The organism is Desulfobacula phenolica, from assembly GCF_900105645.1.
Taxonomy (GTDB): Bacteria; Desulfobacterota; Desulfobacteria; order Desulfobacterales; family Desulfobacteraceae; genus Desulfobacula; species Desulfobacula toluolica.
The window spans coordinates 125,211-142,923 of record NZ_FNLL01000003.1 but is presented as its reverse complement, the minus strand read 5'-3'; the positions used below and the strand labels follow the sequence as shown (position 1 = coordinate 142,923).

Here is a 17,713-nt window from a genome sequence, read left to right as displayed (position 1 = left end):
CAATCGGTTTAAACTGTTCCTCTTTATGTCAGTAGCCCTCAGGTCAACATCATACTTATTCAATTGAAGCTATATTCCCATTAACATTCCGGATTTATAATTCGTGTGAAGCACCTTACTCAAGAACACAATATTTCTTTACACTGATTCTAAATATTGATATTGAGTGATTTAAAAAACATTAATTATTTCAATTTTTCACTTATTTCAGACCGGATACGTCACAAACAGACCGGATACGTAACAAAAAGGAGAGAATCAAAATGAACACTCATGATCTTATTAAAAAATCTTATAATGGTGAATCATTATCTCAAAAGGAATTAGTACATCTGTTGAGTGTTCCGTCTGATTCTGCCGAATCTTATTCAATCATGGCAGCAGCAAACCGTATCTCAAAAGAATTATCCAATGGTCATGCGGAAATTCATGCACAATTTGCCCTCAACCTTGCTCCATGTCCATGCAATTGTATGTTTTGTTCTTTTGCAAATGCAAACAACATATTTACTGAAGAAACCACCCTCCTCCCGGAAGAAGCAATAGCATATGCCAAACAATTTGAGCAAAATGGTGCCAATGCTATTTTTGTAATGACAACAGCAAAATATGCGTTTGATCAGTTTATTGAGATGTCTCAGGAGATCCGGCGAAATTTGAATTCCGGCACAACACTCATCGCAAATGTCGGAGATCAGACACTGAAAAATGCAAAAAAAATAAAAGACGCAGGGTATACCGGCGTATACCATGCTCTTCGCCTTCGCGAAGGTTCAGACACGGGTCTTTCTCCTCAAAAAAGAAAAGACAGTATCTGCAACTTTAATGAAGCCGGCCTTGTTGTCGGCACCTGTGTCGAACCGGTCGGCCCGGAACATACCAATGAAGAGCTGGCACAAATGATTGAATTTACGGCATCATTCAATCCAGCTTACAGCGGTGCAGCCAGAAGAATTACAATTCCAGGCACACAAATGGCTCAACTGGGAATGATCACCGAGCTTCGTATGGCACAAATTGTTGCGGTAACACGCCTTGGAATGCCGCGAACCGTTATGGGAAACTGCACACACGAACCCTGCACTCTGGGTTCCGCTGCCGGAGCAAATCTGTTCTGGGCTGAACTTGGTGCCAACCCCCGTGATATAAAAGCACGAACAGAAGAAGGCAGAGGTGATACCATTGAGCAATGTGCATCTCTTTTTATGGAAAGCAACTGGGATGTTTTGAAAGGACCGTCAAAATACTATAATGGATCTTTATCATAGCATTTAACAAATCAGGTTTGAGATATCGGCTAAGGCTGCTATCCATACATTTAAGGTATCACAACATCCAGATGAATTACTTAATTAGACCAGAGATGATACAATAATTAGTATAATTTTGAAAATAATAAATTTGGCTTAAACAACACTATTTTTTTGATTGTTTAAATATGGTATTATTGTATTTATAATTATCTCCCGAAAAATTTCTAAGACTGATTTTAATTTAATCTTTTTTCAACCTTCAATCCGGAGATGTTCCAGCATAAAGACAACAAAAGTTATACCATTTTAATTTTGAAAGCTGAACATAAGGAGGAGACCGTTATGATTAAACGGATTATAAGAATCACTTCTTTGACCATGCTTATTTTTCTTGCCCAGGGATGTACAAAACTGCCTGAAAATAAAATTGACCTTTATCAAAGATCAATGGTTATTCAAAATAAAAATGCGGAAGAATCCATTCTTGCCAAGGCAGTTCTTAAACAATCCAATGATCCTGATGTGAACCACATTAAAGTTCTTCATCTCAGGGGAACGCCTTATGAAATGGGATTTCAGCATGGACGGCTGTTAAGGCAGGATGTCCGGGCCTGTATAAACCATATTATGAAAATCGCTGCTTTGTATGCATCAACCGACATCATGGATGAAATATATGATCTTATGGAACCATATATCCCTGTTGCCGAAAAAGAGGAAATGCGGGGACTTGCCCATGGGGCCAATCTCCCATTGCGGCTTGTACACTGGATGCATGCCATACCTGCCGTGTCTGAATACAAGTATAAAAAAAGATTCTTAAAAAAATTTAAAAGCACCAGTTGCAGCAATATCATGGCATTCGGCAACGCCAGTAAAAATGGTGAAATGTTTCAGATGAGGGTCCTTGACTGGAACAGGAGACTGGGTGCCCAAAACTGGCCGGTCATACTCGTTCATAAACCTGATGTCGGCAATGCCTCGGTAACATTCTCGTTTGCAGGATTTATAGGGTGTGTATCAGGGATGAACGAAAAGCAAATGGCTTTCGGCGAAATGGGATATGGAAATCCGGAAGGTGAAACCCTTGAGGGCATACCCTTTGTTTTTCTTTTCAGAAAACTGATGCGGGAGGCAAACTCCCTTGAAGATGCTGTAAAAATCATAAAAAATGCCAAAAGAACCTGTTCATATGTTTATCTTATAAGTGACGCAAAAAAAACAAAAAACCAGGTGAGCGGCCTGATATTAATAACGGACCGGCAACGGGTTATCACATTTAAGGAAAATACAATTCTTAAAGATGAAAGGGATGGTGATATCTATCCTGCACTGGATGATGTATTGTATGCAGGTGCAAAGTCCAAAGAATTGTACCAGACCCTTAAAGAAAATTATGGCAGTATTTCAACCACCATATTAATGGAAATCTCAAAAAAAGTATCGCTAAAGGGAAATATTCAAAACGTTATTTTTAAACCTCAAACACTTGAAACATGGTCCAGCTATGCTGCAAATGACAAAATGGACAAACAGGGAAAAGCATGCAATCAAAAATGGTTTTATTTTGATTTTAAATCGCATTTGGAATCTTACCGATGATGTATCATTGCTTCATACGGCAGATTTAATTTTTTTCTGAAAAAATCAAGGGATTTGTGTTTTACATAATCAATGTACAAGATTGCTGAATAGTGGCCTGCAAGCAAATAAATACTTTCAGGGTTTCCAATTTTTTTTCTCAGCTCTTTTCCCTTTTTATATGGAACAGCAGTGTCAAAAACAGCAAGAATCATCAGGCTTTTTTTTGCATCTATATATCGGGCATAATTTAACGGATCACAGGTTATAGTTTGCTTGAGTTCATTGTGTAATTCATCCAGGGTAACATGATTTTCATCCATATACCGGGTTCTTTTTTTTCTAATTCCCTTTTCTTTTGAGTAACTCAATATATAGGGAAGATCCCCGCCTGCCAGGGCAAAAACACTTGCTTTGATACGCTGATCAATTGCGGTTACAAGAGCGGCCTTTATACCGCCCATGCTTATGCCGAAAACACCGGTATTATTTTCATCAAGATCATTTCTTGTTTTGATCCAGTCCAGAACCTGCATGTGATCAATAATAATCTGGCGCAGAACGGGATCTATTTTATTAAGAACTTTTAATTTTTTATAAGAATTATTTCTGTGTACTATCACGGCAGCATATCCGTTTTTTACAAAAAACCTGGCAAAGCTTTTAACAATGGTATTGGGCCCGCCAAGAATGGGCAAAACCATAATAACCGGTCTTTTTATATTGCCAGGTATGCCGTAATACTCTATCTTTATCTCTCCTGCACCTTTAACACTATTCAAAGAAGAAAAAAGTTTTATCTCTTGTACAAAAAAACCTTTTTTATTTTTTTTAATATTTATTACAGGATTTTTTGAATGGGAGGTGTATTGATATTTTTCTTTAATCGCTTCGGGAAGGATTAGCGGTCCATTATAATTTTTATCCATGGGATAATGGGCACAGGATAAGGCAAAAAAGAACAGCGCAAAAAAACATATGACAAGCTTCATAATTAAAAATCAAACCCGAATTTTATCATGCATTGTGTTTCAGAACCTGAAACTGCAAACTCAAGGATTGTTTTTGAATTTGTATATTGCGACATACTTTTTGTAAATTGAACTGTGAATTCATTGTTAATTGGTTTGAAAGCGGCACTGGCTCTTGTGTCATAATAAAAAGAGCTTACTTCCAATTCACAGTCAGACGGGTCTAAATTTGCATTGTTGAAAAGATGAGCATCAAAACGCAGGCCAAATATTTTTTTTTGATCATTTTTCATATTTGAACGATGCCTTAAATAGCTTTTTTCATCGGCGTATTTAATATATTCAATTTTGGAAAAATTGCTTATTTTTGTTTCAAGCCTATTGATTTTTTTGCCTGTCCTGGTTTGACGAAAAAGATCTTCAATGGTTTGCAACATAATTTTTTCAACCTTTTTCCGACGCAGATAACCCTCATGTTCCAATTCATCATCGCCTGGTTCGAACCCCATTTCTTCGGTTTGAAAATATGAATCATGGATTGATGAAAATTCTGTATCCTTTGACATAAGTTCTTTGTTGCCAAGCAGTTTTGCCGTCAGATAATCAAAACAAAAACCGGCTGTTACAGGTTCAGCCAACAGGGGGGGACAAATAAAAAAACAGAATAAAAAAATCAGAAGTATGGTGGTTGTAAGCTTGCTTTTTTTACGAAACTTTCTTCCCATGATAAACCTCCCTACCTAAGCGCATGGGCCAAAGTTTTTAATCAAGTTCTTTTTAATATGGCAAGAACATCAGCAAGAGACATTCTTGCGTATAGGCAGAAAATTTTATACGGATACTTACACAACAAATCAGAATATAATTCATTAATTAAACTATAATAATAATATAAAAATAATTCAACTAAAACTTGATTATCTTGAAAAAGAATAGTACAAGGAAGGTTTTTAAGCATCCCAGATTCAAACATGAACTGCATTTAAATCAATTATATTCAAATCATTCGTGTACAAATAAGGGATGCCTGTTTTTAAAAAAGCCTTTAATATCGTCCTAAAATTCTTAGGTTTTCAGATTTCTCCCGGAGCATTTCCATTGCGGGTGCAAGTTCCGGTGTTTCAATATCAGCTTCAAGATCCGCGTAAAACATATATTCCCAAGGCTTTCCCAGCATTGGCCGAGATTCGAGCTTCACAAGATTGATCTGGTATTCTGAAAATACTTTCATAACTTCATATAAAGCACCTGGTTGATTGCCGGTGGAAAAAATAATGGATGTCTTGTTCACTTTTTTATGCCCTTTGATCTCTTTGGCAATTATGGCAAACCGTGTGTAATTTCTTGGATTATCTTCAATGGATTCTTCAAGAATATTCATATCAAAAATTTTTGCGGCCATGGTTGATCCGATTGCTGCGGCATACTTATCGTCGGAATCCTTGACATACCTCACTGCACTGGAAGTGGCTTTGACCGGAACCTGCTCGATTTCAGGATATTGATCCAGGTAGTTTTTGCATTGCGAAAATGCAGGTGGCGGCGCAAGAATCTTTTTGATTTCATTTTTTGACACATTTTTATGAGCTATCAATGCATGTTTCACTCTTATGGTGATCTCGCCGATTATTTTCAGATCATATTCCTGAAGCAGATCGAAATTCTCATGGATGGAGCCGGAAAGCGAATTTTCTAAAGGAACAACACCGTACTGGCAATGCCCGGTTTGAACCGCCTGGAAAATATCCTTAAATGTTTTCATTGGAACAGGCCGAATTTCTTCGCCGAAATAGCCAAGACTGGCTTTATGGCTGTAAGCCCCGTATTCTCCTATAAAGGCGGCTGTTTTTGAATCTTTAGCTTCCATATTGTTGATGATTTCCGATTTTTTCAAATAATCAAAATCAAGCTGCTTGCCCACAACCGGTGCAATCACATAAAGATCCCGTGTCAACTGACCGAACTGTTCCGGGTAAAGACTCTGTGGACCGTCTGACAGCGCCTGGTCAGGATTGTTGTGAACCTCAATCATTAGGGCATCCGCCCCCGCCGCAACAGCAGCCCTTGCCATGGGACTTACTTTTTCCCTCATGCCCGTTGCATGGCTTGGATCAATAATAATGGGCAGATGAGTCAATTTTTTCAAAACCGGAATGGCCGACAGATCCAGTGTGTTTCTTGTATAAGGCTCAAAGGTTCTGATACCCCGTTCACAAAGGATCACATTGTTGTTTCCTCCCGCCATAATATATTCTGCAGACATAAGCCATTCCTGGATTGTAGCGGCCAGCCCCCGTTTCAACACAACCGGTTTGTCCATGCGGCCCACACATTTTAACAGTTCAAAATTCTGCATGTTGCGGGCACCGATCTGAACCACATCAACATATTTCATCATCAAATCCGCCTGGGACACAGATGTAATTTCAGTGACCACGCCAAGTCCTGTCTGTTCCCTGACATCTGCGAGAATTTTGAGTCCTTCTTCTTCCAGCCCCTGGAAGGAATATGGCGAAGATCTGGGTTTATATGCCCCGCCCCTGAACAGCACCGCACCATATTTTTTCACCTCTTTTGCAATGGTCATGGCCTGTTCATGGCTTTCCACGGCACACGGTCCTGCAACAATGACAATCCTGTCCCCCCCCACCACAACATTTCCGATTTTTACCTTGGTGTCTTCTGATTTAAACTCCCGGCTGGCAAGCTTGTGTGCGGTTGTGACGCGAACGGCATCGGCAATTCCTTCCATTTGTTTAAATTCATCCAGGCTTGTTGCGGGTTTTCCGATGATGCCGATAATATTTTTGCCGGCATCCATAATTTCACGGGTAATACACTTCTCATCGGACAGCATGTTTTTAATTCTATCCTTCTGATGTTCAGTAATATTGCTTTCCAGTACAAGAATCATTTTGTTTCTCCTTTGTCAAAAAATCATTTAAATCAGGCTTAAAATAAAAAAGGCCCCGGGAAAAATATTCCCAGAGCCTTAAAAATCAAAAAAGCCCCGGGTGGCTTGATGTCCACCCGGGGCTTTATTTAACTGAAAAATAAAACGTCACACCGGATGAACGCTCCTAAAAAAGAAACGTCCAAAATTAAATATATTTATGTGTGTCATTTTATTCATTTTTTCTCCAATTGATTAGAATAATATCTACAGGTCATTTCAACTCTTGTCAACAATAAAAAATTTTCCCTTACCAATTATGCCATTTTGAAAAACTCGGCATTAAAATCAGTTTCTTTAACATAAAGCGTCCAGGTTAAAACGAGAGGGTCAAGGTCAAAGATCCTATGACCTGCCCCTGTTCCTGGTTGTCAAACTGTTTGGTTCTGAAAAGATGCCGGTAGGTCAGTTTGACCATATCAACGCTGAATGAAAATCCCACGGAAAGGTCTGCCACCAGCCATTTTTTATCAACGCTCGGACTGTCTTTCCAGGTGTTGCCGTCCAGAAAAATATTACGAAAGACGGCCTCAACTTGGGAAGCGGCAAACATATGCGCACCAAAAGTTGTCTTTCCGGGACCCGAATGTCTATTAAATGGAGCGCTCACTCCTGCTCCGGCCCTGATGATATCTGATCCGAAATCTTTTGGAATATTATACCCGAAGCGGATTTCACCACCTGTATTGACGGATGTTCTCACATTGCCCAGGGTCATACCGGCATGAGAAATAAGGTCATAATCCAGGATTTTTGACAACTCCATGCTGTGCAGATGCCATTTTCGCTGCCACGACAACCTGATTGCCGGTTCATTATGAAGCTGGTTATCCCATCCCTTTGCTGTGGAAATACCCCTCCAATCATGGACCGTATTCTGAACAAATTCCCCTTTGGCAGCAGGACCTACAACACCCAGGGCAATTTCAAGCGTATCAAGGATGGTTGCGGTTTTACTGTGCAATGCCAGCCCACCGTAAACAAAGCCTGCATACGGCCGGTCCATTTTAGATGGTGAAGTTGTCTGGATATCAGAAGGTGTATAGATCTGATGTCCAAGCAAAATACCTACATTGTGGGCACTTCCCCCATCACCGGAGAAAGGAATGGCTTTAATGATCGGTATGGACCATTTTGGCAGACGAACATCATCCATATATCGGTTCAAATCCTTGGAAAGCCAGGTAATCTGCATGGCATTGGTGTAATACTTGTCTGTATCCCCGAAAAGATCATTTTCATAGAATAGCTTAACTGTTTGAATCTCAGAGGCATCTTTGGCCCAGGCAGAGGCTGAAAAAAAGAACCAATAAAAAATAATGCCTATACACCCATATTGTCTGACTATATTTAACAAACTCAAAACACACCTCTATTGTATTAAAATAAACAGTCTTAATATATTTTAATGCATTAAAAAAGAGGGCTGTTAAAAAACATTCAAAAAATTTACCGTCATAAATTATTGCGTAACGAATTTTAAAGGTTTACTATATGAGCTTCAATATTTTTAACAAAGTGAATCACTAAAGATAAAACAACAGACACGAAACCGAACACAATGGCATGAACTCGTAAATAAAGAAAACAAAAACTTGATCCGGTCCGGCAACCGCATTATATAGCCTCCCAGAATTAAAGGCACCCTTTGTTTTATTGAACTCCACCGCTCTGATTGCCGACAGCTGGAAAGGCGTTTTAAGGACACATCCATGAGATTAACAAAAAAAGCTGCCCGTCATGAAATCCACACAATCCTCTGCACTTCAGGCAAGGAGACCTTTTTATGGCACGATTTTTAAAAAACCGCGAAGAAAGCAAAGGCCAAAGCCCAGGAGCCCTGATTTTCATCGGGGAAAAAAAAACAACATCTGTACAGGCACGAGTGATAGATTACGATTCCACTATCCTGACTGAACAGGAATTGTCTCATATTAAAGACGGGTCACATTTCAAACAAACAAACACCGTGACCTGGCTCAATATTAACGGGCTGCATGACATTGAAAAAATCAAGGAGGTGGGGCAAATTTTTGACCTTCACCCACTTGTAATGGAGGATATTCTAAACACGGGCCAGCGACCCAAAGTAGAAGATTTTAATGCCTATATTTTCATTGTGTTAAAAATGATCCGATTTGATACGGAAACCGAAATGATCTTCAACGAGCAATTGAGTATTGTTCTGGGCGATAACTTTCTGGTGACGTTTCAGGAACAACCCGGGGATGTTTTTGAACCGGTCCGGAAAAGAATCAGACGGCAAAAATCACGCATTCGAGGCTCCGGCACTGATTACCTTGCCTATTCTCTCCTTGATACGGTTGTGGACAATTACATTCACATTATTGAGGTGATTGGAGAAAAAATTGAAGACCTTGAGGAAATGATCCTTGAAGGCAATGACACCACGGTTATGGAAAAAATCAATGCTTTTAAGCGGGAAATAAATTATTTGAGAAAATCCATCCGACCGGCAAGAGAGGCCATTCTTCATCTGTCCCGGCTTGACAGCGATCTGTTCCAAGAATCCACAATTCCTTTTTTAAAAGACCTCCAGGATCTTATCAACCAAGCCACGGAAGCAATTGACACCTATCGGGATCTGTTGACCGACCAGCTAAACATATACAATTCCGTTATGGCAAACAAAATGAACGACATCATGAAGGTTTTAACCATCTTTGCCGCCATTTTTATTCCCCTTACGTTCATAGCCGGCATCTATGGTACAAATTTTGAATATTTGCCTGAGCTGCACTATAAATACAGCTATGCCGTTTTCTGGACGGCCCTGATTGTCATTGCCGGGGCACTGCTCGTTTTTTTCAAACGAAAACGCTGGCTGTAGACAATCAGGGCAAGCATCTAAGCCCCTTTCATGCTTTTAGAATAGAACTTTTCAATGTATTGTTTGACCATTCGGCGAGCCGAAAACCCGGCCGCACTGCTTTTAATGGTTTCCTTCATCAAACGTATCCATTCGTTAGGAATGCCGTTTTCAGACAGGTTGTAATAACGTGGTATAATGTCTTGTTCAAGGATGTTGTAAATTTTATCAGCATCGCTACCGTCAGGATTGCTCAAATTATCGTCATGTTCTATGCCCCAACCGTTTTTACCGTTAAACCCTTCGCCCCACCAACCATCCAGTATGCTTAAATGCGGCACACCATTTAAAGCGGCCTTCATGCCGCTTGTCCCGCAAGCCTCAAAGGGCGGCAATGGATTGTTAAGCCATATATCAACGCCATGCACCAGGTACTGGGCCAATTGCTCCCCATAATCCTCCACAAAGGCAATTCTGCCTCCAAGCTGAGGATCACGGGCCAGATTTATCAGGTTCTGCAAAAGCCTTTTACCGGGATCATCCGCAGGATGGGCTTTGCCGGCAAAGATAATCTGTATGGGACGCCAGCGGTCTTTTAAAAGTTTTTTAAGACGATCCAGATCCTGAAATATCAATAACGCCCTTTTATATGTTGCAAATCTGCGGGCAAAGCCGATGGTAAGAGCCCACGGGTCCAGAAAAGCACCGCCGGTCAGCATAATGGAGGCACTGGCATCCCCGTTGCCCCAGCGCTGACGTGTGCGCTCCCGGATGGCATCAATCAGTTTTACCTTGAGCCAATGGTGAGTTTGCAACAATTCAATATCCGGAATTTTGTCAATACCCTGCCAGATGGTCGGATCATCATGCCTGTCAAGCCAATCAGTCCCGATATGCTTATCCAGCAGAAGTTTCATTTTCGGTTCGATCCATGTGGGTGTGTGAACACCGTTGGTGACATATTCTATGGGAACCTTATTTTCCGCCACATCAGGCCACAGGCTGTGCCACATCTTTTGGGAAACCTCGGCATGACGTTTGCTCACTGCATTTCGAGAACCGGACAACCTCAACGCAAATGCAGTCATATTAAATCCTGCCTCTGGTTTTTCCGGATGAACGCCCAACTGGAAAAATGTGTCACGATCCAGCCCCATATCCGGCCAATAGGAATGAAAATACTTTTCAATCATTTGAAAGGGAAAAATATCATGTCCGGCCGGAACAGGGGTATGTGTTGTGAAAATAGTGGTCGTAATATTTTCCTTGGCAGCAGTTTTAAAATCCTTGCCAGAGGCTACCTTTGTCCTGATCCGTTCTAAAAGAGCAAAGGCGGCATGGCCCTCGTTCAGGTGCAAAAGATAATGATCAATGCCTAAAGCCTTGAGTACTTCCGCCCCACCTATCCCCAGGACTATTTCCTGGCGCAGGCGCTGCTCAAGGTCCCCGGTATAGAGCCGGGCGGTAATGCCCCTGTTCCATGGATCGTTGATCTCGATATCCGTGTCCATGAGATACAGGGGAACCCTTCCAACGGCAACCTTCCACACCGCAACATGGATAGGGGGATCGGTCAGAGGCACCTTGACAACAAGCTGTTGTCCATCTTTGTTTATTACTTTGGAAATAGGAGCGGCTTCCCTGTTGATTGGCTCGACAAGATTTTCCTGCCACCCGTCATCCCGGATCTGCTGCCGAAAATAACCCTCCGGGTACATAAACCCAACTGCCACAAGCGGGACGCACAAGTCGCTGCATTCTTTTATGAAATCTCCCGCCAGAAAACCCAGTCCCCCGGCATACAGGGGCAGCGAACGGTGAAGGCCGTATTCTGCGGAAAAATAAGCCACAGCATACTTTTTATCCAGCAAAGCAGAATCCAGCAGATGACACTCTTTGGCCTGCATATAATCATAAAATTCAGCCATCACCTCATCATACATACGAAGATAATCGGGGTTTGCGCAGGCTTTTTCCAGACCCTCGCTGGGAAATTCCCTGAGCATCTTGTCAGGGTTGTGCCCGCTTTCTTTCCAGGCCTTGCGGTCAAGTGTTTTAAAAAGCATTCGTGCGCCCGGATTCCAACTCCACCAGAGATTTTCCGCCAGATCCTCCAAGCCTTCCAGACGTTTTGGCAAATGAGGGAACAACGGTGGCACAGCACTTGTTTTTTCCATATTTTTTTCATCTCCTATAAAATAAAATTGATATCCAAGTATGTGAAAAACTGTAAACTTTTACGGGAGGAGCGGTTGCTCTTATGTTATACATATCCGAAAACAGTATAAATCTTTTTTAACTCCTTTTTAACTCCTTCCGCAATTTGCAGACTGAACAATTCTGCCAATTAAAACGCCTTATAAACTAAACAACACACCGACTGAAAGTCGGAGGGTTTCAATCAAGCACTGAAAGTGCAGATACGGGCCCAAGACCCGTTGGTTAATACTCTGTTTTAAAATTATCATTTTTACGAGGTTCAAAATGATGTTCAAGGTAATTTATGATCATATCCTGAGTTATTTTATCAGAACTCACGCAAAAATAACCACGAGCCCGGAAAGCCTCCCCCAATATCGTTTTTTCAACACTGGAAACTCTTCAAACGATTTGCTGGCTGTTCTTCCTTTTATCCTTCGCATTATTTCACTTGGTGCCATTGTTGGTGGATCAGATACAAATATGTGAACATGGTCTTTGCTGACCACACCTTTGATGATTCTTATTTCAAAATATTCACATGTTTGCCGAACCAATTCCCTGACTCTAAGGGCTGCATCACCTTTCAGTACTTGGTAACGATATTTGGTCACCCATACAAAATGATACTAAATGTTAAAAATAGTGAGACTCCCATATCGATAATTCATAAACACCTCCATCAAAGTGTTCTACAACTATCATAAAGGGAGTGATAAATCTATCCGCCGCTTTTTTCGGCGTTACCCAACGACGTCTTCGAATCGGATCCTCGTTCGAAGGCAACAGCCTGTTCGCCTGATCCCCATAGCTTTCCAAGGCCCCAGGCGCACAGACCGAAACCAACGGCCAGCACCGAGACAGCTACGGCATAATTGCCTAACAGGTCCGTCAGGGTTATCTGCCCCACGTTGGTGGGATCGTATAAAATAGGAATCAGGGTCTCATGCAACTGGGCGAAAAGAGCCGTACCTGCCAATCCGCCCAGCAGGGCAAAGACCGCATCCATGCGTCCCTCGCCTGCGGCAGCCCAGGTGGTGCCGGGGCAGTACCCGGTCAGCCCCCACCCGATGCCGAAAATCACTGCTGCCAGTCCGGTGGCCACGATGCTGGTGGGCAGGGGCAGGGTTCGCCCCACGCCGACCGCCTGGAGCCCGAAGAGGCCCACGGCGGACAAAGCCACCGTCAGGATCATAAACCGGGGGATATCCGCGTCCAGCATCAGGTGAGATCGGGCCATTCGATTGGCGTCAGTGGCACCGATTCGCTGGATTACAAATCCGAACGCAATACCTGAAAAGAGTCCCAGCCAGATATTCGTCATTGGATATCCTCCTTTTCTGCGGTCTTACCGAAGATCAGCCGGGCTGTGAGCATGGCCACGGCAAAAATTACCACACCGAAATAAAGGCCGCTGACGGCCAGTTGCGCTGAGCCAGAGATAAAAAGCCCCAGGGTACAGCCGCCGGCCAGCCGCGAACCGAAGAGGATCAGGAACCCTCCGAAAAAAGTGGCTGCGTAACGTTTTGCCCGGCTGCCGCCGAACCGTCTCTTCCAGATGGGCGGAACATCATGCACCGGGATTTTTTTGGATGTACGGCCCGCGATAAAACCGCCGATGGCCATGCCCAGCACAAAGGTGACAAGCCACGAACCGGGGCCGGGAATGGACTTGTAGTGGGCATTGGTCTCAGCATATTTCGGCGCGGCCCACTCAAAAAACCCTTTGAGGACGCTGACGAATCCGCTGGACGAAGCCGGGGGCCCGTAGGTCGCAAAGATGAAGATGATGATGCCCGACAGGGCAAACGCGGCCGGGATCCATTTCCAATAGGGACTGCAATGTCTGTTTGTGTTTTCCATATGCTTATCCTCCGCAGGAGACGTACCCGCTTTTGGAACTGCGGCCGCCTCCGGATGTTGCGGCAGCGCCGCTTTTCCGGTTTGTCTTTGCCTGGGGATTGAAGACCGCTGATGTGGACTTCGCCTCCGGGAAGGTATCGCGGGTGAGGACATTTTCCGCAGTTTCAACAGGGTGGTAATAGCGTTTATTGCCCCATTCCATCCAGGACGGCTCGTAGAGTATCGCGTCCTCGAATCCCATGAGCCTGAGGATGAAATATCCGAATGATCCCCGTCTGGCCGAATGGCAGTAGAGGATGACGGCTCTGCCGGGGTCAAGACCGCTGTAGAGTTCCGTCAACGCAGCGTAGGGTTTTATCGCCTTGATTTCAGGGGTGGTCCAGTTGAGGGTGTAGTCGTTGTTGTATGCGGTCGGGATATGTCCCAGACTGAGCGCTGTGCCGTCCAGCCCGGTATTGGGTTTTGCGCCCAGGTATTCTTCCCGGGACCGGACATCCAGAATCTGGTAATAGGGATCACCAAGCCGCGGCATAATGTAGCCGGCTTTCACCCATTTGCGCAATTTAATTTCCCCTGACGGGGCCTGGTAGAAAACTGCTTCAGGCTTGCGGGGTTCAGACACCGTTTCTCCGCCGGCCTCGATCCAACTGTCAATGCCCCGCTCCAGCACCTTCATGTTCTTGTGACCCAGCAGGTCAAGAACCCAGAAAATGTAGGAACTGGTGGCACCCCCGTCCCGTTTCACCGAATCATAAAGCACCACAGTATCGTTCCGGCTGATGCCGTGTTCGCCCAGCAGTTGCTGTGCACGCCCGATACCCACGAACAGCCCGCCCATGTTGCCGGCAGTGTCGTCGTATTGAAATTGCTGCCAGGGCATGCGGACGGCTTTGGGAATCAGTTTACCCTCAGAGTATTTGTCCATTCGGACATCTACAATCACAAGGGACGCGTCGTTCTTGTGGAATTTCAGCCACTCGGCACTGGCCAGAAAACCGGCATTGGGGTAATCTTTGCCGCTGATCGCCGAAGCCGCCGACCAGTAAACGCCGAGCAGCAAAACCGCAGCAATCGCCACATAACGAATCAGTTTGCTGTTTTTCATGTCTTTTTTGTCCTTTCCTTATTGGTATATCGTTTACAATAAAGATGCCGTTCAATCTTTTTTTTCCGGCCCCCTGTCGAATTCGACGATACTTGCAAAGTCCCGGTCCGGCCCTTTGCGGACCCGATGATACAGTGGACTTTCTTTTCCCACCCGTCCCCCCATGTCATAAGTGAATTCGGAAACTGCCACATGGCGAATCCAGTATCCGGTCAGCACCGATCCCGTACCGTTGTAACAGGAGTGAAAATGCACAAACTCGTCCCCTGGCTCCGGCCGCGTGTTGAGCCAGTCTTTGGGTAATTCATGAAAAAATACCGGATTTATCCTGTCCCGGACTGGTATGACGGCATCGGTCATGGGCAGTGTTGTCCGAACTGCGGTTCCTTCATACAGTTTTGCGCCGTCGGGCATGTCCGAACTGTAGAACCGGTTTTCATTGAAACAGACGAATCGCAACCGACTCAGATCCCCGGGGTCATCCGGCCGAAAATAATAACCTACGAAGGGTCCGAACCCGATCATCCTGCCGTCATGCACCTGCTCCAGCCGGGCCACATACCCATGAGGGACGGAAACAACGCCATCCGATGACCCATCAATTCCCTGATCTGACCGGCAGCCGGACATCCCCGCCACACACGCACAAAGCATAAGCAACGTCAAGGTTATCGTATTGAAGATTCCAATTTTCATAAAGGCCTTTTCCTGATAACTGAATACCTTTCTTGAACTCAACATACATGAAATTCGGGTTCCGATTTAAATCCGACCCCGATATTTTATCCTGTAACTGAATCCTGACAGCGGAGCATCTCGAATTGCGGTTTCGGCATAGTTGATTTATCCGCAACCTGGCGGAATGCGCTTCTGAGTCCTTCTTCCAGCACAGGATGATAAAATGGCATTGACAGAATATCCACAGCCCGCACTCCAAATCCAATCGCCCAGGCAAGCAGATGGGCCAAGTGCTCTCCATGGGGTGCGATCAGTTCGGCACCCAAAAGCAGATTGTCTGTTTTACGGGCATAAAGTCGGACCCGGCCCTCGTTCTGCCCCATTATAATAGCTCTTCCCTGGTGTTCGTAGTCTGACTCACCAATGACAAAATCTGTTTTATCCTGAATCAGTGATTTATAAGATTTCCCAATAACAGCAATATTCGGTTCGGAAAAGGTAATGCCCAGATAAATGCGTTTCTGAAAGCAGTTTACCTCTTTGGCCATTGCATTATACCCGGCAATCCGGCCTTCATCAGCGGCCTCATGCAGCAGGGGCCGGAGTCCGTTTGCATCTCCGGTAATAAAGACCGGCAGATTTTCAATTTGGAACGTGTTCTCATCAAACAGTGGAATACCGCGGCTGTCCAGTTTCACACCAAGGTTTTCCAGTCCGAGACCGTCCAGTGCCGGATGTCTGCCCAAGGCCGCCAGCACCCGGTCCGCATTCCAGGTTTCATCCCCACAGCCCACGATCAGTCTGCCGCCGTTCTCACCGACAATTTCAGCCGATCCGACCCGGACATTCATGTTTTGTGACAAACTTTGAAATGCATAATTCTGAATATCCGGGTCCGTCAATCCGCCGATGGCTTTGCTCCGTGTAACGCATGTCACGTCAATCCCTATCCGGCTGAGCGCCTGGGCCAGTTCCACACCGACAGGGCCGAGCCCGAATACTGCCACACTGTGCGGAAGGGTTTCAAGTTCAAACAGCTGGTCTGTATCCATCAGATATTTGGCATATTTCCGCCATGATTCAGGAATGACGGGTTTGGAACCTGTGGCAATGATGATCTTATCCGCATGAACGGTCTCATCTCCGAGATCAAGGGTGTTTGGGTCAATAAACCGGGCATGTTTTTGTATCAGGTGGTCGCGCCACGGCTGCATACCTCTTTCCACGCCTGCAACGAACCGATCCCTGAGATGGCGGACATGGCGCATGATCTTTGCATAATCCGGCAGGGGTGCTTTGGTATTTTCAAGATTTAAGAATTCCAGTCCCTGCCGGGAATGATAAGCCTTTGCAATGGAAATCAAAGATTTGGAGGGCATGCACCCGACCCGGGCACAGGTTGTTCCCAGTGTCCCGCCGTCAATCACCACATAATTATCCGTGTGCCTGGCGACCTCTGCCCGGGCGGTCAGACCGGCTGTACCGGCCCCGATGATTGCCGCGTCATATGTTTTTGTCATGATCTTCCTCCATTGAAATATGAATCAGAAAGTTCATTTTTTTTTGCAGAATCCTTTCGTTTCGTGAAAGGAAAATATTTCCCGTCCATGCGGTTCAACTGTTTCTCATCATGCCATGAATGCCATGACTCATTTGAGCATTTGCCTTGAATGAATAATCAATTGATCTTCCCCGTTTTTTTTAAAAGCGCTTTTAACACTTTAATTTAAAGTTTGGCATCTGCCAACTCTTTTTCCACGGTCTTCTGACCTTTGGCATTTTGAATTCCGCCGATACAGTTGCAATCACTCCTGAGAGTCCTCATCCCCAGGCTCTTCATCTGGCTTCAGCTGACATCGCCTTGCAGGAAGCTACAGTCCATCTCTTCAGCCAAATCATCAATTTTGGCCTTGTCGGTTTCAATTCTGTTGCCTGTTTAGTCATAAAAGAATCCTTATTTCCTTTGCGCCTGAAAGCGTAACCACTGGTTGCAGGGATAGACTGGTTACTTACCAATATGAAATCCACGCAGAAAATCAAAAATTGTCCACAACATTTGGAATCTCCTTTAAGTTTTGGTTGAAGCACTGAGAACATTAGTCGCATTATTCACGTCCATTTTTTCAGATAAGACCCGGCATGGATAGAGGGACTTCGGGGCTTCCGACTGGAAAGGTTACTCAGCTGTTCTTTGCTTTATATCTCATGTACATTCAAATTCAGTGCCAGGCATTTGACAATCACGCAAACATCTCCTAATCCATCTGAATCCGATGAAAA

The 17,713-nt window shown here is 44.3% G+C and carries 13 protein-coding genes and 1 pseudogene; 3 read left to right on the top strand and 11 right to left on the bottom strand.

Translation table 11 applies throughout. The features are described from left to right. Positions 1-263 precede the first annotated feature (263 nt). Positions 264-1,268, top strand: coding sequence for a biotin synthase BioB (locus BLT94_RS05555; protein WP_014957934.1), 1,005 nt, complete (start codon positions 264-266; stop codon positions 1,266-1,268). A 327-nt stretch (positions 1,269-1,595) separates the two neighbouring features. Continuing rightward, the gene (locus tag BLT94_RS05550; protein ID WP_014957935.1) at positions 1,596-2,855 is read left to right on the top strand and encodes a C45 family autoproteolytic acyltransferase/hydolase; all 1,260 of its coding nucleotides are present in this window, start codon (positions 1,596-1,598) and stop codon (positions 2,853-2,855) included. Here BLT94_RS05550 and BLT94_RS05545 read toward each other — a convergent pair. The 4 genes from BLT94_RS05545 to BLT94_RS05530 all read right to left on the bottom strand — a co-directional run bounded on the left by BLT94_RS05545 (position 2,846) and on the right by BLT94_RS05530 (position 8,121). Further along, positions 2,846-3,826 (bottom strand): alpha/beta hydrolase, encoded by a 981-nt coding sequence (locus tag BLT94_RS05545; protein ID WP_092231361.1) that lies wholly within the window; start codon positions 3,824-3,826, stop codon positions 2,846-2,848. The two genes, BLT94_RS05550 and BLT94_RS05545, sit on opposite strands and share 10 nt — an antisense overlap. Positions 3,827-3,828: 2 nt before the next feature. Further along, positions 3,829-4,530: a hypothetical protein gene (locus BLT94_RS05540; protein ID WP_092231358.1), complete on the bottom strand. Its 702-nt coding sequence runs from the start codon at positions 4,528-4,530 to the stop codon at positions 3,829-3,831. A 320-nt stretch (positions 4,531-4,850) separates the two neighbouring features. Continuing rightward, on the bottom strand, positions 4,851-6,719 hold the full coding sequence (gene aroF, locus BLT94_RS05535; RefSeq protein WP_092231355.1) for a 3-deoxy-7-phosphoheptulonate synthase: 1,869 nt from the start codon (positions 6,717-6,719) through the stop codon (positions 4,851-4,853). A 355-nt stretch (positions 6,720-7,074) separates the two neighbouring features. Then, complete coding sequence (locus tag BLT94_RS05530; protein ID WP_245742977.1) at positions 7,075-8,121, bottom strand: lipid A deacylase LpxR family protein; 1,047 nt, start codon at positions 8,119-8,121, stop codon at positions 7,075-7,077. A 423-nt stretch (positions 8,122-8,544) separates the two neighbouring features. Here BLT94_RS05530 and corA point away from each other — a divergent pair, with 423 nt between their 5' ends. After that, positions 8,545-9,609: a magnesium/cobalt transporter CorA gene (corA, locus tag BLT94_RS05525; protein WP_092231350.1), complete on the top strand. Its 1,065-nt coding sequence runs from the start codon at positions 8,545-8,547 to the stop codon at positions 9,607-9,609. Between the two features lie 17 nt (positions 9,610-9,626). Here corA and glgP read toward each other — a convergent pair whose 3' ends face one another. The 7 genes and pseudogenes from glgP to BLT94_RS05490 all read right to left on the bottom strand — a co-directional run bounded on the left by glgP (position 9,627) and on the right by BLT94_RS05490 (position 16,953). Continuing rightward, positions 9,627-11,765: an alpha-glucan family phosphorylase gene (gene glgP / locus BLT94_RS05520; protein WP_092231348.1), complete on the bottom strand. Its 2,139-nt coding sequence runs from the start codon at positions 11,763-11,765 to the stop codon at positions 9,627-9,629. 265 nt (positions 11,766-12,030) lie between these two features. Next, positions 12,031-12,401: pseudogene (tnpA, locus tag BLT94_RS05515) on the bottom strand (IS200/IS605 family transposase). A 107-nt stretch (positions 12,402-12,508) separates the two neighbouring features. Next, positions 12,509-13,111 carry a YeeE/YedE thiosulfate transporter family protein gene (locus tag BLT94_RS05510; RefSeq protein WP_092231345.1) on the bottom strand — a complete coding sequence of 201 codons (603 nt, stop codon included), beginning with the start codon at positions 13,109-13,111 and terminating at the stop codon, positions 12,509-12,511. Beyond that, a complete protein-coding gene (locus BLT94_RS05505; RefSeq protein WP_092231342.1) occupies positions 13,108-13,650 on the bottom strand; it encodes a YeeE/YedE thiosulfate transporter family protein in 543 nt (180 codons plus the stop codon). The genes BLT94_RS05510 and BLT94_RS05505 overlap by 4 nt, the downstream gene beginning before the upstream one ends. A 4-nt stretch (positions 13,651-13,654) precedes the next feature. Further along, positions 13,655-14,755 (bottom strand): sulfurtransferase, encoded by a 1,101-nt coding sequence (locus tag BLT94_RS05500; protein ID WP_092231339.1) that lies wholly within the window; start codon positions 14,753-14,755, stop codon positions 13,655-13,657. 51 nt (positions 14,756-14,806) lie between these two features. Continuing rightward, positions 14,807-15,451 carry a hypothetical protein gene (locus BLT94_RS05495; protein WP_092231336.1) on the bottom strand — a complete coding sequence of 215 codons (645 nt, stop codon included), beginning with the start codon at positions 15,449-15,451 and terminating at the stop codon, positions 14,807-14,809. A gap of 86 nt (positions 15,452-15,537) precedes the next feature. Further along, positions 15,538-16,953 carry a dihydrolipoyl dehydrogenase gene (locus tag BLT94_RS05490; RefSeq protein WP_092231333.1) on the bottom strand — a complete coding sequence of 472 codons (1,416 nt, stop codon included), beginning with the start codon at positions 16,951-16,953 and terminating at the stop codon, positions 15,538-15,540. Positions 16,954-17,713: the final 760 nt, after the last annotated feature.

Bases quoted from the DNA above. Each gene is read 5' to 3' on its own strand.
- BLT94_RS05555 (WP_014957934.1), top strand. From the start codon at position 264: ATGAACACTCATGATCTTATTAAAAAATCTTATAATGGTGAATCATTA.
- BLT94_RS05505 (WP_092231342.1), bottom strand. From the start codon at position 13,650: ATGGAAAACACAAACAGACATTGCAGTCCCTATTGGAAATGGATCCCG.
- BLT94_RS05550 (WP_014957935.1), top strand. From the start codon at position 1,596: ATGATTAAACGGATTATAAGAATCACTTCTTTGACCATGCTTATTTTT.
- BLT94_RS05510 (WP_092231345.1), bottom strand. From the start codon at position 13,111: ATGACGAATATCTGGCTGGGACTCTTTTCAGGTATTGCGTTCGGATTT.
- BLT94_RS05545 (WP_092231361.1), bottom strand. From the start codon at position 3,826: ATGAAGCTTGTCATATGTTTTTTTGCGCTGTTCTTTTTTGCCTTATCC.
- glgP (WP_092231348.1), bottom strand. From the start codon at position 11,765: ATGGAAAAAACAAGTGCTGTGCCACCGTTGTTCCCTCATTTGCCAAAA.
- BLT94_RS05540 (WP_092231358.1), bottom strand. From the start codon at position 4,530: ATGGGAAGAAAGTTTCGTAAAAAAAGCAAGCTTACAACCACCATACTT.
- aroF (WP_092231355.1), bottom strand. From the start codon at position 6,719: ATGATTCTTGTACTGGAAAGCAATATTACTGAACATCAGAAGGATAGA.
- BLT94_RS05495 (WP_092231336.1), bottom strand. From the start codon at position 15,451: ATGAAAATTGGAATCTTCAATACGATAACCTTGACGTTGCTTATGCTT.
- BLT94_RS05490 (WP_092231333.1), bottom strand. From the start codon at position 16,953: ATGACAAAAACATATGACGCGGCAATCATCGGGGCCGGTACAGCCGGT.
- BLT94_RS05500 (WP_092231339.1), bottom strand. From the start codon at position 14,755: ATGAAAAACAGCAAACTGATTCGTTATGTGGCGATTGCTGCGGTTTTG.
- corA (WP_092231350.1), top strand. From the start codon at position 8,545: ATGGCACGATTTTTAAAAAACCGCGAAGAAAGCAAAGGCCAAAGCCCA.